Source organism: Flavobacterium sp. (assembly GCF_027482425.1).
Taxonomy (GTDB): domain Bacteria; phylum Bacteroidota; class Bacteroidia; order Flavobacteriales; family Flavobacteriaceae; genus Flavobacterium.
The window spans coordinates 1-24,560 of sequence record NZ_JAIXWA010000072.1; the positions used below are offsets into that span (position 1 = coordinate 1).

Here is a 24,560-nt window from a genome sequence, read left to right on the forward strand (position 1 = left end):
CTTTAAGATGATTGGCAAAATGGTTGGTAATTTTTTGTATGATGCGAGCGGTTATAATTTCCGCTTGTTCTTCGTCGAAATTGGACATTTTTTTGCGTTGCACATTCAATTCGCCTTCCTTAATCGCATTCAACTTAGCTTTCAAAGCATGAATGGTTGGCGCGAATTTACGTTGTTTGGTCCACGCGATAAACTCTTCTTTAATTTCTTCAATAATCGCCTCGGCCGCTGGTATGTATTGTTTGCGATTTTCCAAAGTCTCGTCGGTGATTTGTGCTAATTGATCCATGTGTACTAAGGTTACCCCGGGAATTTCCATCACATTTTCATGCACATTTTTGGGAATGGATAAATCCAAAATCGTCAACGGCTTTTTTAAATTCAAAATTGCGTTGTCTACCGTTGGATTTTGCGCTCCTGTTGCCACGACTAATACATCGGCGTTTTGGATTTCCAATTGTAAATCGGCATAATCTTTCACGATGACATTGAGTTTTCGCGCTAAGCGTTCGGCTTTATCTTTGGTGCGGTTAATTAAGGTAATATGACTGTGTTTGGTGTGTTTCACCAGGTTTTCACAGGTATTTCGCCCAATTTTACCCGTTCCAAAAAGCAAGATGTTTTTGTTGGCGATATCTTCTACATTCTTAAAAATATAGTGCACCGCTGCAAAAGAAACCGAAGTGGCTCCCGTAGAAATTTCAGTTTCCGTTTTTATTTTTTTACTGGCTTGAATTACGGAATTGATCAAACGCTCCAAAAAGGCATTCACCAATTGTTCTTCTTTACTTTGTGCAAAAGCGGTTTTCAACTGACTAATGATCTCAAAATCACCTAAAATTTGGCTATCCAAACCCGTTCCCACACGGAACATGTGGTTTATAGCATCAGCCCCTTTGTAAACGTAAGCTACTTTTTGAAATTCTTCGACGGTTCCGCGGCTGTTCTCACACAACAATTTGATCAATTGAAAGGGATGTTGTGCAAAACCATAAATCTCGGTTCGGTTACAAGTAGACGTTACAATTAACGACTCTATATTTTCTTCTTGTGCTTGTTGTAATAGCTTCGCTTGAGCCACCGCATCCAAACTAAAACGACCACGCGTCTCAGCATCGGCTTTCTTGTAGCTCAATCCAATTGCATAAAAGGAGGAATGTTTAATCTTAATTCCGTTTTCCATGTAGGGGCTCTTTCCTAAAAGTTCAACAAAGTTACGGGGTTACCAAATTTAAAAAATAACGCTCTAAGGACTTTTTGTGTCGCTTGATGTAATTTCTAACGCGATTCGAATTTTTTCCGTTATTTATTTTAAATTTGTACCAATCACGGGGCTTGACAACGACATTATGTAGATTCATTCTAAATAATAAGATTGCCTTCCGTTGGGTATCAAATACGAAAAAATATCGCTATGGGTTCTTTTGAAGAAATAAAAATTGAAGAAGATTTTTTGTTGATTCGTTTTCAAAATGATGGAACGGAAAATTATCCTGTAAAACGTGCTGTTTCACAAGGACTTATTCAGTTTCATTTTGGGTTAAAAGGGAAAGCCAAATTCGTATTCAACGATGGCAATTATGCGTTGGAATTAAAGGAAGAAAAATCATTATTGTTTTATAATCCTCAGAAAGAATTGCCGATTCAACTAGAAGTTTCGCCCAATACGTGGTTGATTTCGATTTTGATTTCGATCAAAAAGCTACACAAATTGTTTTCTTCCGACACTGAAAACATTCCGTTTCTGAGTGAGGAAAACATCGATAAGAAATATTATAAAGAACACAATATTAGTCCGTCGATGGCCATCGTGTTGAGTCAACTGTTTCATTACAATCTCAATCCTTCCATCAAAAATCTCTATTACAAAGGAAAGGGATATGAGTTGCTGAGTTTGTACTTTAACCGCTCGGAAGATCCGAATGCCGAACAATGTCCGTTTTTGATTGATGAGGAGAATGTATTAAAAATCCGCAAGGCCAAAGAACTCGTAATTGCTAACATGGCCGAACCGCCTGGTTTGCAGGAATTGGCCGATCAAGTGGGGTTGAATTTGAAAAAATTAAAAATGGGGTTCAAACAAATCTACGGCGACACGGTGTATGGTTTTTTGTTTGATTACAAAATGGATTATGCCCGAAAACTCTTGGATAGCGGTTCGTATAATGTGAATGAAGTGGGACTCAAAGTGGGGTACAGCACGGGGAGTCACTTTATTGCGGCGTTTAAGAAAAAATTTGGTACCACGCCCAAAAAATACTTGATGAGTTTACAAGTCAATACCTAATGTACAAAATCAAAAAAGAAGTTATATTAATAAAAAAATAAATTGCTACAAATGAAAGGAGTATTATTAGTCAATCTCGGTTCGCCTGAAAGTCCGACCCCAAAAGATGTAAAGCCGTATTTGGATGAATTTTTAATGGATAAATACGTTATTGACGTTCCTTATTTATTAAGAGCTTTGTTGGTTCGCGGTATAATTTTGCAAACGCGCCCAAAAAAATCAGCGGAAGCGTACAGTCAAATTTGGACCAAAGAAGGTTCGCCACTTATTGTAATTTCCAAAAAAATGCACCAAAAGTTGGAAAAACTCGTGGATGTACCGGTAGCTTTGGCCATGCGTTATGGCACCATGACCATTCAAAAAGGGTTACAAGAATTAAAAGACAAAGGGGTGACCGACGTGATGTTGTTGGCCTTATATCCACAATATGCTATGGCTTCTACGACAACGATTTGGGCGTTGGCTGACGAATTGCAACAAAAGCATTTCCCAGAAATGAAGATTACCAAAGTTCCAGCATTTTACAATAAACCTGATTTTATCCAAGCATTAGCCCATTCAATCAAAAAACATTTGGAAGGTTTTGAATATGATCATTTATTGTTTTCATATCATGGTATTCCAAAACGCCATATTCGCAAAACCGATGTGACTAAGTCGCATTGTACCATTGATAACAAATGCTGTGTCACGGCGTCTCCGGCGCATGAATTTTGCTACCGTCATCAGTGTTTTGAAACGACGCGCCAAGTGGTTGAATTATTGGGTATTCCTGAGGGAAAATACAGCCAAACCTTCCAATCGCGTTTAGCAGGTGACAAATGGTTAACACCCTATACCGATGTAGAAATCAATAAAATGCCGAAGAAAGGGGTCAAAAAATTGGCCGTAGTTACCCCTGCATTTGTCTCGGATTGTTTGGAAACTTTGGAGGAAATCGCCATGCGTGCCAACGAAGAATTTATCGAAAACGATGGGGAGGAATTTTTTGCCGTTCCTTGTTTAAACGATGAAGACGAATGGTGTCAAGTGGTGGCCAATTGGGTTAATGAATGGAGTAAAAAATAGGGGTTTTTTGTTTAACAACTTGAAACCTGACATGAGGCTTTAGCCGACTGATGTAGCGAAGCGAAATAAACTTGAAACCAAAATAAATGGATCTCTACAACAACATCAAAGCCTTGCATTTGATTTTTGTGATTACTTGGTTTGCCGGACTCTTTTACATTGTCCGGTTGTTTGTGTACCAAATTGAAGCGCAAAGTAAACCTTCTCCCGAAAAAGAAATCTTGGGGGCGCAATACAAAATCATGACCTATCGCTTGTGGTATATCATCACTTGGCCGAGTGCAGTGTTGGCGACATTATTTGCCCTGACCTTACTTCATTTGAATCCAGAGTGGTTGTACATGCCTTGGATGCAAGTGAAACTTGGATTTGTAGTGCTTCTTTTGGCGTATCATTTAAAATGCCATCAAATTTACAAGCAGTTGCAAAACGATGACACCCGCTATTCTTCCAACTTTATGCGTTTATGGAACGAAGGCGCTACCATTATCCTTTTTGCCGTTGTGTTTTTGGTCATCTTAAAAAATGCCATCGACTGGATTTACGGGGTGGTGGGGATTATCGGATTCTCAATACTCATTATGCTCGGCTTCAAATTTTATAAGAATATTAGAAAGAAAAACAATTCATAATTCATAATTCATAATTCATAATTCATAATTTATAATTTATAATTTATAATTCTACGTGCTGTCAAATTTTAAAATATCCATGCTCTCCCTTCGTATCCGGATTTTCCTGGCGATGATTGTATTGATTTTGATTGCATCGATATTAATGGCGTCGATTTCATTGTTTCAGTTCAAAAGTGAAGCGCGAAATTACCATCAAGAGCGTTTGGAGCGCAAGGAAGATGCGGTTCGGGAGCACATCAATTACATTTTATCCAATACCACTTACCCGTTAACGGAGAAAAATTTACCGTTGATTTTTAAAGATAAAATTCACGAACTCTCCGATATTCACAGTGTCGAAATTAATATTTACAGTTTAAAAGGAAATTTGTTGAAATCGTCCAAAGCTTCCTTTGCCGTCGATAGCATTTCGCCTCCCATTCCAAAATACATACTCAAACTCGTTCAATCCTCGATTGAGAAGCGGTATGTCGACATCAAAAATATGGATGGGTTGAAAATTCGTTCTTCGTTTACCCAAATTAAAGACGATCGGTTTAAACCGCTGGGAATCCTGAATCTTCCCTACGTTGAGGACGACAGTATATACGAGAATGAAATTCAGAATTTCTTGGTGCGGCTTAGTCAGGTGTATTTTTTCATGCTTATTATTGCCTTTGCCTTGGCGTATTTCCTCTCTTCTTATATTACCCAATCGCTCAAAACGATTTCCGACAAAATCAATGAAACGAGTTTGAATCAAAAAAATGAAAAAATCATGATTGAAGACAACAGTCGTGAGATTAACTCTTTGATTAAAGCATACAATGCGATGGTGGATAAACTGGAAGAAAGTGCCTCGATGTTGGCACAATCCGAACGGGAACAAGCCTGGCGCGAAATGGCAAAACAAGTCGCTCATGAAATCAAAAATCCGTTGACCCCGATGCGCTTAACCGTGCAAAGTTTCCAGCGAAAATTTGATGAAAACGACCCGAATTTACGCCAGAAACTCAATGATTACACCAAAACCTTGATTCAGCAAATCGACACGATGACGGCGGTAGCTTCAGCCTTTTCTAACTTTGCCTCGATGCCTGCACAGCAAAATGAAACGCTAAATGTGGTCGAAGTTGTAGAATTTTCCTTGGATATTTTTAATGAAGATTTCATTGAGTTTCAGTCGGCCGAACCAGAAATCATTACGGTTATGGATCGCACGCAACTCATTCGTATTATTACAAATTTGGTCAAAAATGCCATCCAAGCCATTCCTGAAATGCAAGAGGAAAAACGCATTCAAGTTAGTGTATACCAAAATTGGGAAGGGGTGGTTATTTTGGTTAAAGACAACGGGGTTGGAATTGACCCCGATTATCAAGAGCGGATTTTTGAACCGAAATTTACCACCAAAACAAGCGGTATGGGACTCGGGTTGGGGATCATTAAAAATATTATTGAAAATTACAAAGGAACCATTACTTTTGAGTCCGAATCGCACAAAGGCACTACGTTTAAAGTAACATTACCACGCATAAATCCTTAAAAAATATACCTATGACATTTGAAAATATTCTCGTAAGCACCGAAGGTCATTTGGCCACCATCACCATCAATCGCCCGAGCAAACTCAATGCATTGAACAAAGCAACGATTCAAGAATTGCACGATGCTCTAGCGCAATTGGATGCCGAGGAGACTATTAAAGTAATTATATTAACTGGATCCGGTGAAAAAGCCTTTGTAGCGGGCGCCGACATTTCTGAATTTGCACATTTTTCTATTGAAGAAGGCGCGCAATTGGCCGCTTTAGGACAAGAAATTCTATTTGATTTTGTCGAAAACATGAAAACGCCAGTCATTGCAGCAGTCAATGGTTTTGCTTTGGGTGGTGGATTGGAATTGGCCATGTCTTGTCATTTTAGAATTGCTTCCGACAATGCTAAAATGGGCTTACCCGAAGTGACCTTAGGCGTTATTCCAGGTTATGGAGGTACGCAACGTTTACCACAGTTGGTTGGAAAAGGGCGCGCCATGGAAATGATTATGACGGCGGGCATGATAGATGCGGAAACCGCCAAAAATTATGGTCTCGTTAACCATGTAGTGCCACAGGCTTCCTTACTCGAGTTTACCCAAGAAATCGCTGCTAAAATTGCCAAAAATTCGCCCGTAGCCATCAGTTACGCCATCAAAGCGGTCAATGCGGGGTTGATGGATACCAAAGAAGGGTTCAAAACAGAAATTAAATCGTTTGGAAAATGTTTTGGAACCGAAGATTTTAAAGAGGGCACAACCGCTTTCCTAGAAAAACGGAAAGCCACTTTTCCAGGAAAATAATTAACATATAATTTTACAAACATGAAAAAAGTATTATTTTTTACATTTATAGTGGCTTTAGGCTGCGGTAAAGGAAAAAGCGAAAATCCTTTTGAATCTTCATTAAAAGATCACATTATTAAAAGTGCAGATTATCCTAATTCTTATGAGTTTATTTCAGCAACAGTTTCTGATACATTAACTGAAAGTGAGCTTTCTTCAAATAAACTATTAAAGCTTGAAGCTGAAAATTCTGATTTAAGATTAAAAATCCTTGATAATGAATTAAGTATTCAGGAGAACAATTTAAAATCTCATCCCGAGTTATTTAAAGATGTTAATGAAGGTAGACAAAATACAATTAACTCTTTGAAGGCTATTTTAAAAGCTAATTCTTCTGATAGCATTAGGCTATCCAAAATAACCGATAACAAAAATATTGTTGGATTTATTATTAAACATGAATACAAAATCAAAAACAGAAATGGTGATTTGGAAAAGAAAATTGATTTCGGATATTTTGATAAAGAAAATAAATTTTTAGGATCATCAAATATGCTTAATTATGAATCTTTTAATTTAGGAAAAAATCGATAATAGCATATTAGTTTCTTATAGAAACTATATTAACAAATTGGAAATAATAATAGAAACATGAAAAAAATCCTATGCCTTGCCTTTTTGGCATTTACCGTTTTAAGTTGTAGTAAAAATGACAATGATGAAGCCCAAGCACCATCTATTGTGGGTAAATGGCAATTTACCCAAGAAGGCAGTATCGTTAACAATCAAGAAATTTTAGACCCCTACGAGCACTCTCCGGGTTGTGTGAAAGATTTTACAGAAATTGCTGCCAATGGAGCGCTTCGAGATCATTATTATGATTTGGATTGTGACGAAACCATAGATATTGGCGTTTGGACCAAAAACAACAACACCTTCACTGTTACGTATGCCGACAATACTTCGGTTACTGGTGAAATTCTAATTTTGAATTCAACAACACTAAAAGTACGATTTGATATTGGCGGGGTACCTTACCTCTCGGTACTGACCCGTATCCCTTAAACAAATAAAAAAGAGAACTTCATCGGTTCTCTTTTTTTATTTTTCCCCCTCCCATTCGGCATAGAATTGGGCTAAAAAAACTTCCATAAAACGATGGCGGTCTTCGGCCAATTTTTTTCCTGTAGAAGTATTCATTCGGTCTTTTAACAAAAGAAGTTTTTCATAAAAATGATTGAGCGTCGGAGCTTGACTCGCCTTATATTCCTCCTTGGTCATGTGCATGTTGGGTGCAATGGATGGATCATACAACGGGCGGTTTTTAAAACCTCCATAATTGAAAGTTCGAGCAATACCTATTGCACCAATGGCATCCAAACGATCGGCATCTTGTACGATATCGAGTTCTAACGAAGAAAATGTGCGTGTTGTATTTCCGCCTTTAAACGAAATATTTTCAATGATTTTTACCACATGATTAATCGTTGCCGCTTCAACGTTTTGACTTTCTAAGAAAGTACGCGCTGTTTGGGGTCCGATGCTTTCATCACCTCCGTGGAATTTACTATCGGCAATATCGTGCAACAAAGCAGCCAATTGCACTACTTCACGATTGCAATTTTCTTGATCAGCAATATGCAAGGCATTGCGATAAACCCGTTCAATGTGAAACCAATCGTGCCCCGCTTCGGCACCTTCCAGCTGTTGTTTTACAAAAACAACAGTCGCATCAACAATCCCCATTTTAAAGTGTTAAAGCTGGTTGTACCCACTTGAATTTTTTGGTTTCTTCTGGCAAGACCAAACGATCGGAAATCCGTGCCATACGATCGGGTAATTTCATCAAATAATCACGAGCGCGTTCCGCTTCATCGGTCAAACTTGAAATCTTGTCAATTTCCCAAGTGTCAGTTAATTTGCGAAGAATATCCACGTAATCGTTGGCTGTATAAACTCCGATTTTCTGTGCTGAATTCGAAAACTCTTCAAAAGCGGAACTAATTTTTTCTCCCGATTCACGCAAAAAATGGGCAGGCATGGTAATTTTTTGTTTCATCATATATTGAAACGCCAACATCATTTCGCTAGGATCTACTTTAAAAATACGATTTACAAATTCGCTATACGCCAAATGGTGACGCATTTCATCCCCAGCGACCATTTTACACAAACGCGCCAACTTTTTATCTCCAAATTCTTTGGCCAATTGTGACACACGGTTGTGCGAAATATAGGTGGCCAATTCTTGAAAGCTGGTATATACAAAGTTTTTGTACGGGTCTTTTCCAGTGCCGATATCAAAACCGTCATTGATCAAATGTTGCGTTGTAATTTCTACTTCTCGCATATTGACACGGCCCGACAGGTATAAATATTTATTCAAAGCATCCCCATGACGGTTTTCTTCACCGGTCCAATGCCGCACCCATTTCGACCAACCGTTGCGACCTTCATTGTCGACGCCTTCTACTTCCATTAACCAGGATTCATAGGTGGGTAACGCTTCTTCAGTTATGGTATCGCCTACCATCACGACCCAGAAATCATAGGGTAAATCATTAGCAATTTCACGCAATTCGCGCACTTCTTCGATAAAATTCTCTTTCTGAGAATCAGGCAACATATCAGTAGGTTGCCAAATTTTTTCAACGGGAACGAGGTATTCGTCAACAAAGCTATCGATGCTTTTTTCAAGGAATTGCATCACTTCCAATCGGATGTTTTTTATAGACATTATAAATAATTATAAATTATGAGTTATGAATTATGAGTTTAGGATGGCACTGTTAACGGCTTGTTCTGTTTTTTCAAACAGTGTAGCAAAGTCATACTCTTTTACTGCCAAGGGTTCGTGAATCGTATATTTAATGTGATTTCCTAAACCCATGGGAAACAAACCAAATTTGGTCATTTTCCATGAATTGTTGATCGTAATCGGCACAACTACGGCGTTAGGAGCAAACTTGCATAAGATTTTCAAACCATTTTCAGAGAACTTTTTCGTAGCTCCTGTTTTACTTCGGGTTCCTTCAGGAAAAATAACGGCAGATCGGTGGTGCTTTTCAATATATTCGCTCAACCCTTTGATGGTTGGTAAGGCTTGTTTAGGGTCTTTGCGGTCAATTAAAATCGAGCCGCCATGGCGTAAATTGTAGGAAACCGAGGGAATGCCTTTTCCGAGTTCCTTTTTACTAACAAACTTAGCATGATGCGCGCGCAAGTACCAAATAATTCCAATAATATCAAATAAACTTTGATGGTTGGCCACGAAAATAATGGGAACATTTTGGGGAATTTGTGGTCGGTTATAAAATGTCCAACGCGTGCCTAAAACTCGGGTGCAACCAATCAATACCCAATTCAAATAATCGACACTTTTTTTATGCGCTTGATACCCAAGAACGTTAAAACAAATCCACTGTATTGGATGGAAAATCACCAGTGTTAGTCCAAAACAAAGGTAATAGACCACAGAGATGGGATACGAAATCAGTTTTTCCATGTGAAAAAAAAAATTGACTGTAAAAGTACGGCTTCTCGTTGTTTAAAACTACTTTTGAGAAAACTAATTTAGTCCTGAAAAAATAGTTACTTTTACGGCTTTAACAGCCTTTAATTTTTATGTAAAATGAGTTCAGAAAAAGAAGCAAAATTGAAAGCGTTACAGCTGACGTTAGACAAGCTGGACAAAACCTACGGTAAAGGTACCGTAATGAAGATGGGAGACAAAGCGGTGGAAGAAGTCGAAGTGATTCCATCCGGTTCGTTGGGTTTGGACCTTGCCTTAGGGGTGAATGGGTATCCAAAGGGTCGTATTATTGAAATCTATGGACCGGAATCTTCGGGTAAAACTACTTTGACCCTCCATGCCATTGCCGAAGCCCAAAAAGCAGGGGGCATTGCAGCGTTCATTGATGCGGAACATGCGTTTGACCGTCATTACGCGGCCAAATTGGGTGTGGACATTGAAAACTTGATTATTTCACAACCCGATAACGGGGAACAAGCGTTGGAAATCGCTGAGAACCTAATTCGTTCTGGAGCCATTGACATTGTGGTGATCGACTCGGTAGCTGCCTTAACACCCAAGAGTGAAATCGAAGGAGAAATGGGCGATTCCAAGATGGGATTACATGCCCGATTGATGTCGCAAGCCTTACGAAAATTGACGGCAACCATCAGCAAAACCCATTGTACCGTATTCTTCATCAACCAGTTGCGCGAAAAAATCGGAGTGATGTTTGGAAATCCCGAAACGACTACGGGTGGTAATGCGTTGAAGTTTTATGCTTCGGTACGTCTAGACATCCGTCGTTCGTCGCAAATTAAAGATGGAGAAAATGTGTTGGGGAACCGCACCAAAGTAAAAGTGGTAAAAAACAAAGTAGCTCCCCCGTTCAAAACCGCTGAGTTTGACATTATGTATGGCGAGGGCGTCTCCAAAACGGGAGAAATCCTTGATTTAGCCGTCGAGTTTGAAATCATCAAAAAATCAGGCTCATGGTTTAGTTACGGTGACACTAAGTTGGGACAAGGTCGCGATGCGGTGAAATTGTTGATTAAAGACAATCCCGAATTAGCTGAGGAATTGGAACAAAAAATCAAAGACCTCATAAAAGAGCAAGCCGATTAATTTGGCACTTAAGTCCCGGTTTGAAAAAATCGGGATTTTTTTTGAACTTCACGCAACCTTTTTAACATCAGTGCATCCTAATAAAAAATAATATCCATGATTAAAAAAATTCTGTTAACCGTAGTATTCCTTGTTGGACTTGTGTTTACCGGTTGCGACCTTTCCGAAGATGAACCCATCTACATTCAGGTTTCAGCCATTACAGAAGTAACCAATCCGAACCAATATGCCAAAGACAGCATCACGGAAATTCCAGTGAAATTTAAGTTGCCTAGTCAATGTCATGTTTTCCGTAAATTTTACTATGAATCCCATGATTTTGACCGAGTCGTTGCTATTGAAAGTCTAAAAAGCGGCAACAATACGTGTCCCATAGATGAAGAATTGTACACGGCTACATTACGATTTAGACCGACCACTTTGGGTACCTATCATTTTAAATTTTGGTTGGGCGAAGATGCACAAGGGGTAGATCAATATGTAGAATTTGATGCTGTAGTAGATCATTAAAATGAAGCTGGTTGGATTTAGAACAAATCATACAAGGATGTCAAAAAAAAGACATTCAAGCGCAAGAACAATTATACCGGCAGTATGCGGGTAAAATGTTTGCGGTTTGTTTGAAGTATGTTCCCAATCGTGATGAGGCCCAAGACTATTTTCAAGAAGGGTTTTTATTGGTCTTTGACAAAATTGTGCAGTACGAATTTAAAGGTTCCTTTGACGGATGGTTGCATCGGGTTTTTGTAAACTATTTGTTGCAACAATTTCGAAAAAAAAACTACTTAAATGTGGTGGATGAAAATATCCCCGACGAAGTCGAAGTCGAAATTGATGAAGGTATCCCGCCCGAGTTTTTATTTCGTATCGTGCAAGAACTCCCCGAACGCTATCGACTGGTTTTTAACCTGTATGTGTTTGAAGAGTACAGTCACCAAGAAATTGCTGACGCGCTCGGAATTACGGTTGGCACTTCCAAATCCAATTTATCCCGAGCAAAATTAATTTTAAAACAAAAAATCGAACTCCATACCGGAAGTTCAAAAATGCCCAAACTACAATGAAACATCCACACGAATTCAAAAAGCGATTTCAAGAGTCCCTCGAGGACTTCGAGGTGCAGCCCGACGAAGCGTTGTGGTTGAACATCAAAGATAAACTGCAGGAGAAAAAGAAACGACGCGTTATTCCCATCTGGTGGTTTTATTGCGGTATCGCAGCTGCCTTTTTAGTCGGGCTCTTTATCCGTGTCCCGTTTTGGGAAACCGTAACACCCAGTTCTCGCGAAACGAACCCAGTCGTTGTAAACGACCCCGGAAAAGCGAACTCCTCTTCACCTTCTGTTACCAATGGAAAAAATTCGATGGAAGGTTCAGAAGATCAGGAAGCTGTTACAACCTTACCCAATAAAGCAACTAGTGTACCTTCTTCTCCCGTAGTGACTACTTCCGCTCAAGTGAAAAACAAGTTGAGTAATGGGAACACTGAGGTCGCTTTTTCTTCAAAAAAAGAACGAAAAAACAAGGGTTATGTAGTACAAGCGAAAAACTCGTTGGTAGCTCATCAAGCCGCTGTGGGTAATGGCAATTCTAATCAACCGGTCAACAACAACAGTACTGTTATCCCTGAAGAGCAACAACTTCCTCAAGCGGTTCCCACTTCTGGATCTGAACGTTTGGCTGTGAATGCTGAGAATACATTGCATTCCGATACAACTAATCCCGTGACCAATGCTGTCACACCCTCACCCATCGTTTCCAATACCCCTTTACATACGGCCATAGACAGCACTGCTGTGGCCGAAAAATCTAAAAATGCGTTGGAAGAATTGCTACATGAAAAAGAAAAGAAAACCTTTTCCGAACCGAAATTAAATAGGTGGCTAGTTGGCACACAGCTCGCCCCTATTTACTTCAGTTCGTTGTCGCAAGGCTCTCCTTTAGATCCCTCCTTAACGGAAAATGAAAAGCGTTACACCGCAGAGAATTTCAGTTATGGATTGGGTGTTGGTTATGCGTTAAACGATAAACTCACCCTACGATCGGGAGTCAACATGGTTCGTTTGGGCTATGAAACCGATGGTATTATGTATTATATGCGTCCTGAAGTTAGCAGTCGCATTCAAAACATATCATTAAATGCAGTAGGCTCCAACATTGTTATTGAAAGTCTCAACAACGTTCGCCCCTACAACCGAATGACAGAAATGTTTGAAGGATCGATTGTGCAACGTACCGGTTATTTGGAAATTCCTCTAGAATTGGCGTACCAATTTGGATCCAAAAAATGGGGATTACAAGTGTTGGGCGGTATGAGTACGTTTGTGCTCAATCAAAATGAAGTCTATTTGCAATCCAATACATTGAATCTCCTTATTGGAGAGGCGACCAACCTCAACCCGGTTCATTTTAGTGGAAACCTGGGCTTGGGCATGCATTATCGCTTTTTCAAAAATTGGCAAGCAAGGGTAGAACCCACTTTCAAATACCAATTTAATCCCTATCGAAGTGATGCAGGAAATTTCAGACCCTACCTCATGGGATTGTATACGGGAGTGGTGTATACGTTTTAAAAAATAGTAATTAATTTAGTTAAGTGGTGTTACTACTCTCCGGAGTGTAACAAAAAAGAGTGTCTCGGCCGGACACTCTTTTTGTCTGCGTTAAGGATTGCAGTGAAAATCCCGGTGCCGGAGTTTACGGAGGTGCCGGATTGCAACGGAAAGCCTGACCCCGGAAGTATGGAGGGGGAACGCCCTAATTAATTTCTTGCAAATCCGTTAAAATAATTTGTCTTGCCTGATCTTTGAGCTCCTTTTTAGCCTCCAAAAGCAACCCTTGTGTTTCTATAAATGGATGTATTTTTACCCGCATTCTTCCTGGGCTACCACTTAGAAACGTATAGGAAAAACGTTCCTTATTATCAAAGAAGGTCATAGGAACAATTGGAATTTGGTGTTCAATAGCCAATCGGAAAGCGCCGTCTTTAAATTCGTCCAACAACACCCTTTCGTCAGGGACGCCTCCTTCGGGGAAAATACAGATACTCAATCCCATTTGTAAGCGTCTTTGGGCGCGAAGGTATACTTGATGCCGGCTTTTGGGATTGCCACGATCGACCAGAATACTAGTGCGTTTGTAAAAAAACCCAAACAAAGGAATCTTTGCCAACTCTTTTTTGCCGACAAAAACAAAAGGGTTGCGAACCGTAGCCAACATCAACATAATATCAGTCATCGAGGTATGGTTGGCAATAAACATATAGCTCTTTCCGGGTTCAGGCTCTTGCAAGGCTGTAACTTTGTATTGAAATCCCATGCCGAAAAGTATGCATTTGGCCCAAATTCGTGCCAACCTAAAAAAATAAGGATACCAACGTTCTTTTAAAATGGAGACCACTAAAAACGGGAATAATACCAAAATGGGTACCGCTACTACGATGTAAAACCAAATCCGATAAAGGGTCCAAAAAATTATTTTAAACGCACGCATAGCGCCAAAAATAAAGCAATTTTAGTTTACATTTGCGACACAATTGAAAAACTATGGCAAAAATTCTAACGGGCATACAAAGTACGGGCACGCCTCATTTAGGCAATCTTTTGGGCGCCATACTTCCAGCCATTGAAATGTCGCAAACACCAGGCAACGAGACGTTTTTGTTTATCGCCGACTTGCATTCGGTCACCCAGATTAAAGACGGGGAAACCCTTCGGGCGAACACCTATAGCACCGCAGCCGTGTGGTTGGCTTGTGGATTGGATACCGACAAAGTGATTTTTTACCGCCAAAGCGATGTGCCGCAAACGGCAGAATTGTCGTGGTATTTGAGTTGCTTTTTCCCTTTTCAGCGCCTTACTTTAGCGCATTCGTTCAAGGATAAAGCCGATCGTTTGGAAGATGTCAATGCGGGATTGTTTACCTATCCAATGTTGATGGCCGCCGATATTTTATTGTATGATGCCGAATTTGTGCCGGTAGGAAAAGATCAGTTGCAACATTTAGAAATCACGCGTGATGTGGCAGCGCGTTTTAACCATCAAATGGGAGAAACCTTTGTACTGCCCGAAGCGAGCCTAAACGAAGAAACGCAATATATTCCGGGTACCGACGGTCAAAAAATGAGTAAATCTCGGGACAATACCATTACCATTTTTGTAGACGACAAAGCGCTGCGCAAGCAAATCATGCGTATCGAAACCGACAGTACACCGCTTGAAGAACCCAAGAATCCGGACACTTGTAAGGTTTTTGCTTTGTATAATATATTGGGCGATGCGGCTCAAGTGGCGCAAATGCGTCAAAATTATGAAGGAGGAAATTACGGTTATGGACATGCCAAACAGGCCTTGTTTGAATTGATTTGTGAAAAATTCAAAACCGAACGCGAGCGCTACGAATACTATATGAATCACTTGGATGAAGTCGATGCCTTTTTAGCAAAAGGGGCACACAAAGCGGGTGCCATTGCTGAGGGTGTTTTGCAACGGGTACGTCAAAAACTTGGCTTTTCATAAAACAATCACCCCGACCTCAAGTCGGGTTTTTTTATTCGATGACCGCCTTATCTTGTATGGATTGGGCCACCGAGTTACCTCCTTTTTCTGCAAATCGAAGAACTCCTTTTTCTGCCATGAGTTCGATTGTTCCTGTATAAAGGCAATCTTCTTGTATGAGCGCTTTAGCATTGGATGCCAAGACGCTAAATCGGTATTCCACTTCCGAATGATTACCAATAAAATAATGCTTGGATGGATCTTGAAATGAGGCCAACTGTCGTCCAGCGTAAAAGTTCAAAATTCGTTTAGCTTGATCATTCGTATTGAGTTGCAAAGTGGAAAAAGGTTTGATATAATGCGCTTTGGTCGGCATTTTTATACTGTCATAGACCACGATATGTTCCAACACAATCACTTCATAATCCGACTTATTCCGGATGATCTGGAAGGTCTTCATTTCGGCATTTGCCGGAGGATCATTATAAAAAGTGGTGAAGGGATTACTCCCCGTAACCAAACGATCTTTAGGTTTGACTTGCGTAATTTTTGACGGATCAAATTGGGTTAAAAACACCTGAAAACTGTCTATTTTAAAGCGCATTTGAGTGTAATACCGGTCAATCTTTACTTGAGATGAATCTATCGTCAACCCTTCAAATTCGACGGGGGACGAATTGGAATCATTATCACATCGGTTGGATAAAACGGCTATTTTGAATAAGACAAAAACAATGACCAAAAAAACGCGCCAATTGAAACTTGACGTAGATCGAGAGGTAGCGTTCGGATTCCCAAAAACAACATCTCGGTTGTTCCTTAACGTCTCCTCCAATTCTTCGTCAAAAGGCTTATACGCCGCCATAGCCACCATTACCGTATCGGCTGACGAATGCGTTTTGTCATTATATGCATCGACGACAATATTTAAAAGCGTTCGAATTTTGTCATCTAATTCGGGCGTGGTGAAATAATTTAGAAACCGGTAAAAACTACTCGTCTTAATATAAGCAATACGTACGGTATCGGTGCGTGAATTATGAAATTGACTTACTGTAAAATCGATTTTTTGAGTGCATTTTCGCAAAATCCGTTGCTGAAGCTCCTCGGGGAAAAAGGCGTGATAGGCCATTAATTTTAGGAGGTCTTCAAACTTGTTTTCGGCCATTTTTTGCTCTATCGCCAAGGCCAAATCATCCAACAAATAGGCTTGAATTAAGGTATGAATCGCCTCAAAAGCTGTGGGGAGTTCAACGGTCGTAAAATGGGAATCAGGATAGGATGTTCCCGCCCATAAATTATACAATTCGGGCTGTTGTGTAAGGATATAAAAGGCCTCTGGATAACGGCGAAGCGCTTCAATCAAATAGGCCGCTACATTGGAATCAATAGACGCATCCAGTCGCTTGGCGATATTAATTTGCTTTTCAATACGAATGATTTCACTTTCCGAAATAGCATGTAATTGTGATGCATCGAGAGAAAGGCTTTCATACAAACGAATAATATTCATTGCGGCTGGAATTTAATGCGTAAGGCAAAAATAGAATAATCGAGGATTTATCAGAATTGATTGTAGACAAAAAACAATAAATTGTATCTTGCTGACTGAAAATAGTACGCTATGGAAGCCTTAATCAATCAATTTTTTGAAATCGAAAAAAAATCTTTGGAGCATCAACTCCCCCATTTTGAGCGCAACTTTAATCGTATCCATCATGAATTCACCGAAATGGGATACAAAATCGTAAATCCTTTAGGACAACCCTATGATGAACGCGACACGGCACTGGAAGCCAACTTAATGCATCCCGGGGCTAAAAAAATCACCAAAGTCCTCAAACCCATCATCTATCGCGAAGAAGCCAATGGGTATGTATTGATTCAAAAAGGAGTGGTAATTGTAGAATAAATCAACATGAGTAATATCAATTTTGGAATCGACTTGGGCACGACCAACTCGGCCATAGCCCGGTATGAAAACGGGAAAATAACCCTGTATAAAAATCCGGTAGGGTTTAAAGATACGCTGCCTTCTGTGATTTCATTTCGAAAAGGCCGCATTCAAATTGGCGACAAAGCCCGTGAATTAATGCTCACTCAATCCGAAAATGTCTTTGCCTCATTCAAAAGAAAAATGGGGTCAGACAGCACATTTACGGTATCCGATTGGGAAAAACCGCTGACACCCGTGGATCTATCTTCTATGGTGTTGAAAGAGTTGGTCAATTTTACCCAACCCGAACAACCCAAAGCGGCTGTGATTACGATTCCAGCTTCCTTTGATACGATTCAAACCAACGCAACCAAAAAAGCAGGCTATTTGGCAGGCTTTGATGACGTCGTTTTATTACAAGAACCTATCGCAGCCTGTTTGGCCTATTCCAATAGTCAATCGATCGATTTGACCGCAGTGCAACATTGGCTGGTCTATGATTTTGGGGGAGGAACTTTTGATGTCGCTTTAGTACGTATCGATCATCGGGAATTGAAAGTAATGGACCACAAAGGCAATAACTTTTTAGGTGGAGTCGATTTGGATAATCTATTGGTTGAAAAAATTATTTGCCCAAAAATTGAACAAGCAACAGGACAAACCCAATTGTGGAGAAGGATGCTTTCGGGCGAAGAGGCCGATTGTAAAAAACTCTATTTTGAAGTGTTATTCAAAGCTGAAGAGGCCAAAAAAGAGCTTTCGATAAAAACGCAAACCGCGATTGAATTGGATATACCCGTTTGGGATGCCTTCATCGATATTGACCTTAGTCGCGTGGAATTGGAATCTGTGCTTCGGGATAAATTTGAAGAATCCTACCAACTCACGGAAGGCTTGTTGGCCGCTAATATGCTCGCTTTCTCGGCCATCAACCGAATTATTTTGGTGGGAGGTACTACCTATATTCCCTATATCCGAGAGCAATTGGGTTTGCGCAGCGGCATCCCTGTTGACACCAGTGTCGATCCAACGACAGCAGTGGTTATCGGAGCGGCCTATTACGCAGGCGCCAAACCTTTGGAACGTAAAGAAGTCACAACAATGCCTAGCGCAGCGCCGCAAAATGAACCCGCGGTTGAAATTGTTTTTGAACCGCACTCGAAAGACGCTGAAGAGCTAATTGCCGTTTTAATTCAAACGCCATTTCAGGGCTTCTATCGTCTTACACGGGCCGACGGTGGATTTGACACGGGCGTCCTTCGGGCCAGTTCAAAAATTACTGAATTTGTGCCGCTGTTAGAAAAAGCCACCAACCAATTTACACTCTATCTGTTGGATGAACACCAAAATATAGTGTATCAAAACACCTCCATTGCCATTACCAACGGACTCTATAATGTCATGGGGCAACCCTTACCGAATGATATTTGCTTGGAAGTGGATGAAGAGGCTGGAAAAACATTTATGGAACGGATTTTTAAGAAAAATGACATCCTGCCCTTAAAAAAAACCGTGTACAAAACCACGTCCAAAAATATTCTAAAAAACTCCGACGAAAAGTTAATCATCAATATCGTCGAAGGCAATGCCGGGGGTATGATTGGAAGCAACCTCAGTATTGGATACATTGAAATTACAGGTAAAAACCTTCCCATGGATTTGATTAAAGGAATGGATATTGAACTTCATTTCAAAATTTCTGAATCCCGTGATTTGAGTGTTAGTGTCTATATCGGCGCTTTGGATTTAGAAATCAACGAAGTCTTCAACCCACATCAACGCCATGTCGCTCTTGATAAGGTCGCCCTTGAAATCAATGCAGTGATACAAGAAATTGAAGCGGAAATGAACGACTCCGAAGACGAGGAAAACTTTACCTATTTGGCGCAACTCAAACGTATTAAAGACCATCTCATAGTGCTACACCAAGAGGCGCTGGAGGGATCCTTCGACCAATCGACCGATCGGAAATACCAACTCGATGAAATGAAACGTTTGACCATTCAAGCCTATGATGATTTGGTGCGCCACAAACATGTTTTGCAAGAAATCGAAGAATATCAAAACACACGAGAGGCTTTAGAAAATTATTTGGATGTCGCCACGCCCAAACAGAAAGAAGAATTTGAAAAAATTATCCGTAACGAGAAGGAAGTTTTACAATCCAACAATAAATACATGATTCGACAAAAAACAAAAGCCTTAGATGATTTGTACGACAGTATTTATATGAAGCAAGACCAACGTTACTACAATGCGTTCTATTACTACCGCTTTTTGGATGAAAACGAATATTTGGATACCCAAAAATTTATGAAACTGGTGGAATTGGGAGAAACCGCGATTGAACGCGAGAATATTCCTGAACTGAAAGCCATTTGTTATCAATTGTGGGATTTGTTACGGGTAAAACCAAAATCGCGTGATGAGTGGGAAAACTTCGATGGCGATTTGGGATTAAAATAACTAGACTGCTTCAAACCATTTTCCTGGCAAAGGACGGACCACCCCTTTGAGTTCCATGTTCAAAAGGAGCATCGACACTTTGGAAACAGGAAATTGACCGTGTAATGCCAATTCATCCAAAAGCATTTTGCCGTGTTGTTGTAAAATCGTGTACAGCTGCTGTTCTTCGGTTGTTAATTCGACAAACAATTGCTTTTGAACCCCGCGCGAATTGGATTTCGTTTCCAACTCCCAGTTCAAATGGTACATCAAATCGGCTGCATTATTGAGCAAATGAGCGCGCTGAGTTTTAATCAATGTATTACAGCCTTGACTGAATTTATCGGTACAACGCCCTGGAACCGCAAAAACCTCACGATTATATTCGTTGGCCCAGTGCGCAGTTATTAGCGAACCTCCTTTTTCGGCGCTTTCAATAACAATAGTGGCCTCCGACATCCCTGCGACGATGCGGTTACGCCGTACAAAATTTTCCCGATCGGGATTGGCATCACTGCGAAACTCCGTTAAGAATCCGCCGCAAGCTTCCATTCGTGAACGATACTTCTTGTGGGGTTTGGGATATATTTGATTTAATCCATGGGCCAGCACGCCTATGGTTTGAAGCCCCAACTCCATAGCCGTTCGATGGGCAACAATATCGACACCATACGCAAAACCACTGACAATAACAGGGTTAAGTGGGGCCAAATCCTCCAATAATTTTCGGGTAAAATCAATACCGTAGGGCGTAATTTCTCGGGTTCCCACAATGCTTATCATGCGTTTGGGATTCAAATCCATTTGACCTGAACCAAACAACAACACAGGACCATCGTAACAATGCTTAAGTCGTTCGGGATAATCCGACTCCATAAAATAATGTGCAGTATACCCCTTTTGTTCCAAAAAACGGCACTCTTTTTCGGCTTTTACAAACAAATCTGGACTCTTAAAGTGACGAGCTACTTGAGGACCAAGTCCTTCTATAGCTGCAATATGACGAGGTTTTGCATGAAATACTTCGGCAGCCGAACCGAAACGATGAATGAGTTTTTTGGCTAAAACGGAACCGATTCCGTCGACCTGTAGCAAGGCCAAGGTGGCAATTAAATCTGTATGGCGCATAAATTAAATTTGAATGGCAAAAGTATAAAAAGGATTTGAAAAATGTTAACAAAGTTTGTTGATAAAATTTTGTTAGCGTCTCGAAATCTTTAAATTTGCCTTTATGAAGATTGAACCATATATCGCGCAGTTGCTGTACCGTTACCAATGTGTTACGGTGCCTGGATTGGGTGCCTTTCTTACGGAAACCCAGTCCGCTCAGTGGCATGGGGCCGCTCAAACCTTTTTTCCACCCAAAAAAGTAATTTCCTTCAACGCGTATTTAAAAAACAACGATGGCCTATTGGCAAATCACATTGCGCAAACCGAGAAGATTCCTTATGAAGTGGCTGTAAACGGGATTGAACATGCCGTAAATGAATGGAAAATGCGTCTTCAAGAAGCGGGAACGATCACGTTGCGGAATATTGGTGAACTACGCTATACCGCCGATAAAAATGTGGTCTTTACACCCCAAGAGCAGGTCAATTATTTGGCGGAAGCTTTTGGACTCAGTGCGGTAATTTCACCTGCTGTTCAACGGGAAGTTTTGGTCCATATGAAAGCGACTGAACAAGAGGTTGCTGCGGAAGAAACACCGGCCATTCCTTTGGTGGATGAAAAAACGGGCACAACTTGGTTAAAATATGCCGCGATTTTTGTTTTAGGCGCGGGACTTTTAGGATCAGGCGGCTATTTTGGCAATCAATATTACGAAAAACAAGTACAAGATGCCACTTTGGCAATACAACAAAAAGTACAAAACCAAGTGCAACAAAAAATAGCAGAAGCTACATTTCTGTTAGATAACCCTATCGAAACGTTTCCTGCTGTCTCCTTAACGGTACATCAAGAAAAGTTGCCCTACCATGTCGTTGCAGGCGCTTTTCGTTTGGAAGCCAATGCCGATCGTATTTTATATGAACTAAAAAAATTAGGGTTCCCTGCGCGAAAAATAGGGCCGAACAAACATGGGTTATATCCCGTTTTGTATGGCAGTTATGCCCGATACAGCGACGCGCGAAACCAAATGGAAACCGTACAAAAATCGCATAACCCTGAAGCTTGGGTGCTGATTGAAGAACTTTAATGAATCCCATTTTTTGGGATTTTTTTTGCTATTTACCCTGCCGTAAACCTTTGTGGTTTTAGTACCTTTGCGGCAAAATTCATCGTATGACTCCGAAACATCCTGCCGATTCGCTAACCGTTTTAACCGATTTAGTGCTTCCTAGTGAAACCAATCCGTTGAATAACTTATTTGGCGGGGAACTTTTAGCACGTATGGATCGTGCAGCAAGTATTGCAGCTCGTCGGCATTCCCGTCGTATCGTGGTGACGGCTTCCGTTAACCATGTGGCCTTTAATCGTTCGATTCCTCTTGGAAGTGTAGTGACCATTGAAGCTAAAGTGTCTCGTGCCTTTACTTCTTCCATGGAAATCTACCTTGATGTGTGGATTGAAGATCGGGAGTCTGGGATACGCACCAAAGCCAACGAAGCCATTTACACGTTTGTTGCCGTAGATGAAATGGGAAATCCAGTACCGGTACCGCCGTTGGAGCCCCAAACTGAAGAAGAACAAGCCCGTTTTGCTGCCGCTTTGCGTCGGAAACAACTGAGCTTGGTATTGGCAGGAAAAATGAAAGCCAATGATGCTTCGGAGTTAAAAGCATTATTCACTGAAAATTAATTTTTTGTGTTTGCTTAGAATTTACTATTTTTCGAAAAAAAGTTACTTTGTGAAAAATTGTACTGCACTCCTATTTTCCCTATTCGCCTTTACTTCCATTGCCCAAAAAAATCTTGACCCTACTCCAGAAGAGGTTAGCAAAGCCAAAGTTTTACGTGAAAAATACAACAAAGACGACATTGCCGTTTTGAGCAGTGAAGACGATGTTCGTTTTGATTTCAATAATCGGGATGAAAAAGTGACGGTACGTATCGACACCAAAGAACAGCTGATGAACATCAACCATAGAGCTGTTATTCAGAAATACGAGTTTTACGACAGCGAATCGTCCATCAATGATTTTTCATTTAAATTCAGAAATGATAAAAAAGCGGTTTTCTATGTCAATGACGAACTCTATAAAGATTCCGATTTATTTTACAATGATGCGCGGGTAAAGTACAGCACGTTGGATTTCCCGGTTCAAGGGTATACCTACTTTTATGAGTTAACCAAAAATTACCGCGATGTCAAATACTGCACCACGTTTTATTTTCAGGATGAATTTCCTGTAGTTTCCAAAAAAATCGTGTTTACGGTTCCCAACTGGCTCGAGGTTGAGTTAAAAGAATTTAATTTCAACGGATTTGCCATCCAAAAAAATGTGGTTAAACAAGACGACGAAACGGTATACACGTACAGGTTAGAAAATGCTCCTGCTTTGTTCAAAGAAGAGGACAGTCCGGGGCGAACCTATTTGTATCCACATATCATGGTAATTGCCAAAGGGTACCAAAAAAACAATACAAAAACGACTTTGTTTCAATCGCATGAGGACCTTTACCGCTGGTATGCCTCGTTGGTGGGATTGATGAAAAATGACCCTGCTGCTTTAAAAGCTAAAGTAACCGAATTGACCCAGAAAGCCACCACCGATGAAGCCAAAATCAAGGCCATTTATTATTGGGTACAGGACAACATTCGGTACATTGCATTTGAAGACGGTATTGCGGGTTTTAAACCCGATGAAGCCCAAAATGTGTTTGAAAAAAGATATGGCGATTGTAAAGGAATGGCCAATTTGATCAAAGAAATGTTGGTACTGGCCGGATTTGATGCCCGACTGACTTGGATTGGCACCAAACATATCGCCTATGATTATAAAACACCTTCTTTGGCCGTGGATAATCACATGATATGTACCGTGTTTCATAAAGGAAAACGCCTCTTTTTGGATGGAACCGAAAAATACAATGCCTTGGGAGAATATGCAGAGCGCATTCAAAACAAAGAGGTAATGATTGAAGACGGTGCTAAATGTATTATTGATAAGGTTCCTTTGGGTTCGGCAGCGGCCAACAAAGAACTTTTTACCGCACACCTCACCTTGGATGGCGACCGCATGAAAGGGGCGGCGCATCGTTCGTATTTTGGGGAAAGTCGGGTATACTTTCAAAACGTGTACAATCATTTTGAAAGCAATAAAAAGAAGGAATTACTCGATAATTATCTGGCGCGTCAAAATAAAAATATCAAAGTGGATGAGGTAAAAACATCCCATTTAGAAGCCCGCGAAGAAAAGTTAACCATTGATTATTCCATGGAAATTGCCAATAAAGTTTCTTCATTTGATAATGAGATTTATGTTGACTTGGACTTTTTAAATGAATACAAAGGATTTCAATTGACCGATCGAAAAACCGATTATGAATTTGACTATAAAACCCATTACGAATCGTATATTCACCTCACCCTTCCGACAGGATACAAAGTGACAAAGATGCCTGAAAACATTATTGAAAATACGCCCGATTATGACGTTAGTCTTACCTACACCTTGGAAGGCAATGTATTGGTTTACAAAAAGAAATTTTCGTTTAAAAACGCCGTTTTAAAAACAGCTGATTTTGAGCAATGGCGTGCCCTTCAAAAACGTATCGTCGAAGCCTACAATACCCAAGTAATATTAACCCAATAAC

The 24,560-nt window shown here is 40.3% G+C and carries 24 protein-coding genes; 17 read left to right on the forward strand and 7 right to left on the reverse strand.

The annotated features are described in order from the left end of the window. Positions 1 to 1,183, reverse strand: a 1,183-nt coding sequence (gene hemA / locus Q0037_RS09995; RefSeq protein WP_297517760.1) for a glutamyl-tRNA reductase, incomplete at its 3' end; no start/stop codon positions are given. Positions 1,184 to 1,414: 231 nt separating this feature from the next. On the opposite strand from hemA, the gene Q0037_RS10000 reads away from it, so the two are divergent. From Q0037_RS10000 to Q0037_RS10030, 7 genes are all read left to right on the forward strand, one after another. After that, positions 1,415 to 2,287, forward strand: coding sequence for an AraC family transcriptional regulator (locus Q0037_RS10000; RefSeq protein ID WP_297517762.1), 873 nt, complete (start codon positions 1,415 to 1,417; stop codon positions 2,285 to 2,287). 51 nt (positions 2,288 to 2,338) lie between these two features. Further along, positions 2,339 to 3,355 (forward strand): ferrochelatase, encoded by a 1,017-nt coding sequence (gene hemH / locus Q0037_RS10005; RefSeq protein WP_297517765.1) that lies wholly within the window; start codon positions 2,339 to 2,341, stop codon positions 3,353 to 3,355. Positions 3,356 to 3,441: 86 nt separating this feature from the next. After that, complete coding sequence (locus Q0037_RS10010; protein ID WP_297517768.1) at positions 3,442 to 3,987, forward strand: CopD family protein; 546 nt, start codon at positions 3,442 to 3,444, stop codon at positions 3,985 to 3,987. A gap of 112 nt (positions 3,988 to 4,099) precedes the next feature. After that, complete coding sequence (locus Q0037_RS10015; RefSeq protein ID WP_297518085.1) at positions 4,100 to 5,515, forward strand: PAS domain-containing sensor histidine kinase; 1,416 nt, start codon at positions 4,100 to 4,102, stop codon at positions 5,513 to 5,515. Between the two features lie 11 nt (positions 5,516 to 5,526). Beyond that, the gene (locus Q0037_RS10020) at positions 5,527 to 6,309 is read left to right on the forward strand and encodes an enoyl-CoA hydratase-related protein (RefSeq protein ID WP_297517771.1); all 783 of its coding nucleotides are present in this window, start codon (positions 5,527 to 5,529) and stop codon (positions 6,307 to 6,309) included. Positions 6,310 to 6,330: 21 nt separating this feature from the next. Beyond that, positions 6,331 to 6,885: a hypothetical protein gene (locus Q0037_RS10025; protein ID WP_297517774.1), complete on the forward strand. Its 555-nt coding sequence runs from the start codon at positions 6,331 to 6,333 to the stop codon at positions 6,883 to 6,885. 57 nt (positions 6,886 to 6,942) lie between these two features. Beyond that, entirely contained in the window at positions 6,943 to 7,356 is a 414-nt protein-coding gene (locus Q0037_RS10030) for a lipocalin family protein (RefSeq protein WP_297517776.1), read from the forward strand. A gap of 36 nt (positions 7,357 to 7,392) precedes the next feature. Here the strand turns inward: Q0037_RS10030 and Q0037_RS10035 are convergent, their stop codons facing one another. From Q0037_RS10035 to Q0037_RS10045, 3 genes are read right to left on the reverse strand one after another with little or no spacing between them, the layout of a single operon-like run. Further along, the gene (locus Q0037_RS10035; protein WP_297517779.1) at positions 7,393 to 8,037 is read right to left on the reverse strand and encodes an HD domain-containing protein; all 645 of its coding nucleotides are present in this window, start codon (positions 8,035 to 8,037) and stop codon (positions 7,393 to 7,395) included. A gap of 1 nt (position 8,038) precedes the next feature. Further along, positions 8,039 to 9,028: an acyl-ACP desaturase gene (locus Q0037_RS10040; RefSeq protein ID WP_297517781.1), complete on the reverse strand. Its 990-nt coding sequence runs from the start codon at positions 9,026 to 9,028 to the stop codon at positions 8,039 to 8,041. 30 nt (positions 9,029 to 9,058) lie between these two features. Further along, on the reverse strand, positions 9,059 to 9,796 hold the full coding sequence (locus Q0037_RS10045) for a 1-acyl-sn-glycerol-3-phosphate acyltransferase (RefSeq protein WP_297517784.1): 738 nt from the start codon (positions 9,794 to 9,796) through the stop codon (positions 9,059 to 9,061). Between the two features lie 126 nt (positions 9,797 to 9,922). Here Q0037_RS10045 and recA point away from each other — a divergent pair, with 126 nt between their 5' ends. The 4 genes from recA (at position 9,923) to Q0037_RS10065 (ending at position 13,499) form a co-directional block, all read left to right on the forward strand. Next, positions 9,923 to 10,927, forward strand: coding sequence for a recombinase RecA (gene recA, locus Q0037_RS10050; RefSeq protein WP_287782931.1), 1,005 nt, complete (start codon positions 9,923 to 9,925; stop codon positions 10,925 to 10,927). A 96-nt stretch (positions 10,928 to 11,023) separates the two neighbouring features. Beyond that, positions 11,024 to 11,437: a hypothetical protein gene (locus Q0037_RS10055; protein ID WP_297517789.1), complete on the forward strand. Its 414-nt coding sequence runs from the start codon at positions 11,024 to 11,026 to the stop codon at positions 11,435 to 11,437. An 11-nt stretch (positions 11,438 to 11,448) separates the two neighbouring features. Beyond that, a complete protein-coding gene (locus tag Q0037_RS10060) occupies positions 11,449 to 11,991 on the forward strand; it encodes a sigma-70 family RNA polymerase sigma factor (protein ID WP_297517792.1) in 543 nt (180 codons plus the stop codon). Next, a complete protein-coding gene (locus Q0037_RS10065) occupies positions 11,988 to 13,499 on the forward strand; it encodes an outer membrane beta-barrel protein (protein WP_297517796.1) in 1,512 nt (503 codons plus the stop codon). The genes Q0037_RS10060 and Q0037_RS10065 overlap by 4 nt, the downstream gene beginning before the upstream one ends. Positions 13,500 to 13,683: 184 nt before the next feature. Here the strand turns inward: Q0037_RS10065 and Q0037_RS10070 are convergent, their stop codons facing one another. Continuing rightward, the gene (locus tag Q0037_RS10070; protein WP_297517799.1) at positions 13,684 to 14,418 is read right to left on the reverse strand and encodes a 1-acyl-sn-glycerol-3-phosphate acyltransferase; all 735 of its coding nucleotides are present in this window, start codon (positions 14,416 to 14,418) and stop codon (positions 13,684 to 13,686) included. Between the two features lie 53 nt (positions 14,419 to 14,471). Here Q0037_RS10070 and trpS point away from each other — a divergent pair, with 53 nt between their 5' ends. After that, positions 14,472 to 15,443: a tryptophan--tRNA ligase gene (gene trpS, locus Q0037_RS10075; RefSeq protein ID WP_297517802.1), complete on the forward strand. Its 972-nt coding sequence runs from the start codon at positions 14,472 to 14,474 to the stop codon at positions 15,441 to 15,443. A gap of 31 nt (positions 15,444 to 15,474) precedes the next feature. Here trpS and Q0037_RS10080 read toward each other — a convergent pair whose 3' ends face one another. Next, the gene (locus Q0037_RS10080) at positions 15,475 to 16,935 is read right to left on the reverse strand and encodes a hypothetical protein (protein WP_297517806.1); all 1,461 of its coding nucleotides are present in this window, start codon (positions 16,933 to 16,935) and stop codon (positions 15,475 to 15,477) included. Between the two features lie 111 nt (positions 16,936 to 17,046). Here Q0037_RS10080 and Q0037_RS10085 point away from each other — a divergent pair, with 111 nt between their 5' ends. Then, positions 17,047 to 17,334 (forward strand): hypothetical protein, encoded by a 288-nt coding sequence (locus tag Q0037_RS10085; RefSeq protein ID WP_073360354.1) that lies wholly within the window; start codon positions 17,047 to 17,049, stop codon positions 17,332 to 17,334. 6 nt (positions 17,335 to 17,340) lie between these two features. Continuing rightward, on the forward strand, positions 17,341 to 19,824 hold the full coding sequence (locus Q0037_RS10090) for an Hsp70 family protein (RefSeq protein WP_297517812.1): 2,484 nt from the start codon (positions 17,341 to 17,343) through the stop codon (positions 19,822 to 19,824). Here the strand turns inward: Q0037_RS10090 and dprA are convergent, their stop codons facing one another. After that, positions 19,825 to 20,931 carry a DNA-processing protein DprA gene (gene dprA, locus Q0037_RS10095; RefSeq protein WP_297517814.1) on the reverse strand — a complete coding sequence of 369 codons (1,107 nt, stop codon included), beginning with the start codon at positions 20,929 to 20,931 and terminating at the stop codon, positions 19,825 to 19,827. 103 nt (positions 20,932 to 21,034) lie between these two features. On the opposite strand from dprA, the gene Q0037_RS10100 reads away from it, so the two are divergent. The 3 genes from Q0037_RS10100 to Q0037_RS10110 all read left to right on the forward strand — a co-directional run bounded on the left by Q0037_RS10100 (position 21,035) and on the right by Q0037_RS10110 (position 24,559). After that, on the forward strand, positions 21,035 to 22,000 hold the full coding sequence (locus Q0037_RS10100; protein WP_297517817.1) for an SPOR domain-containing protein: 966 nt from the start codon (positions 21,035 to 21,037) through the stop codon (positions 21,998 to 22,000). Positions 22,001 to 22,086: 86 nt separating this feature from the next. After that, positions 22,087 to 22,602, forward strand: a complete 516-nt coding sequence (locus Q0037_RS10105) for an acyl-CoA thioesterase (RefSeq protein ID WP_297517820.1) — start codon at positions 22,087 to 22,089, stop codon at positions 22,600 to 22,602. Between the two features lie 49 nt (positions 22,603 to 22,651). After that, positions 22,652 to 24,559 carry a transglutaminase family protein gene (locus Q0037_RS10110; RefSeq protein ID WP_297517823.1) on the forward strand — a complete coding sequence of 636 codons (1,908 nt, stop codon included), beginning with the start codon at positions 22,652 to 22,654 and terminating at the stop codon, positions 24,557 to 24,559. Position 24,560 lies beyond the last annotated feature (1 nt).

Excerpts from the sequence above, each read along its gene's own strand:
- trpS (WP_297517802.1), top strand. The coding sequence starts at position 14,472 with ATGGCAAAAATTCTAACGGGCATACAAAGTACGGGCACGCCTCATTTA.
- Q0037_RS10090 (WP_297517812.1), top strand. The coding sequence starts at position 17,341 with ATGAGTAATATCAATTTTGGAATCGACTTGGGCACGACCAACTCGGCC.
- Q0037_RS10080 (WP_297517806.1), bottom strand. The coding sequence starts at position 16,935 with ATGAATATTATTCGTTTGTATGAAAGCCTTTCTCTCGATGCATCACAA.
- Q0037_RS10045 (WP_297517784.1), bottom strand. The coding sequence starts at position 9,796 with ATGGAAAAACTGATTTCGTATCCCATCTCTGTGGTCTATTACCTTTGT.
- Q0037_RS10025 (WP_297517774.1), top strand. The coding sequence starts at position 6,331 with ATGAAAAAAGTATTATTTTTTACATTTATAGTGGCTTTAGGCTGCGGT.
- Q0037_RS10085 (WP_073360354.1), top strand. The coding sequence starts at position 17,047 with ATGGAAGCCTTAATCAATCAATTTTTTGAAATCGAAAAAAAATCTTTG.
- Q0037_RS10020 (WP_297517771.1), top strand. The coding sequence starts at position 5,527 with ATGACATTTGAAAATATTCTCGTAAGCACCGAAGGTCATTTGGCCACC.
- Q0037_RS10035 (WP_297517779.1), bottom strand. The coding sequence starts at position 8,037 with ATGGGGATTGTTGATGCGACTGTTGTTTTTGTAAAACAACAGCTGGAA.
- Q0037_RS10010 (WP_297517768.1), top strand. The coding sequence starts at position 3,442 with ATGGATCTCTACAACAACATCAAAGCCTTGCATTTGATTTTTGTGATT.
- Q0037_RS10065 (WP_297517796.1), top strand. The coding sequence starts at position 11,988 with ATGAAACATCCACACGAATTCAAAAAGCGATTTCAAGAGTCCCTCGAG.
- recA (WP_287782931.1), top strand. The coding sequence starts at position 9,923 with ATGAGTTCAGAAAAAGAAGCAAAATTGAAAGCGTTACAGCTGACGTTA.
- dprA (WP_297517814.1), bottom strand. The coding sequence starts at position 20,931 with ATGCGCCATACAGATTTAATTGCCACCTTGGCCTTGCTACAGGTCGAC.
- Q0037_RS10070 (WP_297517799.1), bottom strand. The coding sequence starts at position 14,418 with ATGCGTGCGTTTAAAATAATTTTTTGGACCCTTTATCGGATTTGGTTT.
- hemH (WP_297517765.1), top strand. The coding sequence starts at position 2,339 with ATGAAAGGAGTATTATTAGTCAATCTCGGTTCGCCTGAAAGTCCGACC.
- Q0037_RS10000 (WP_297517762.1), top strand. The coding sequence starts at position 1,415 with ATGGGTTCTTTTGAAGAAATAAAAATTGAAGAAGATTTTTTGTTGATT.
- Q0037_RS10100 (WP_297517817.1), top strand. The coding sequence starts at position 21,035 with ATGAAGATTGAACCATATATCGCGCAGTTGCTGTACCGTTACCAATGT.
- Q0037_RS10055 (WP_297517789.1), top strand. The coding sequence starts at position 11,024 with ATGATTAAAAAAATTCTGTTAACCGTAGTATTCCTTGTTGGACTTGTG.
- Q0037_RS10030 (WP_297517776.1), top strand. The coding sequence starts at position 6,943 with ATGAAAAAAATCCTATGCCTTGCCTTTTTGGCATTTACCGTTTTAAGT.
- Q0037_RS10015 (WP_297518085.1), top strand. The coding sequence starts at position 4,100 with ATGATTGTATTGATTTTGATTGCATCGATATTAATGGCGTCGATTTCA.
- Q0037_RS10105 (WP_297517820.1), top strand. The coding sequence starts at position 22,087 with ATGACTCCGAAACATCCTGCCGATTCGCTAACCGTTTTAACCGATTTA.
- Q0037_RS10040 (WP_297517781.1), bottom strand. The coding sequence starts at position 9,028 with ATGTCTATAAAAAACATCCGATTGGAAGTGATGCAATTCCTTGAAAAA.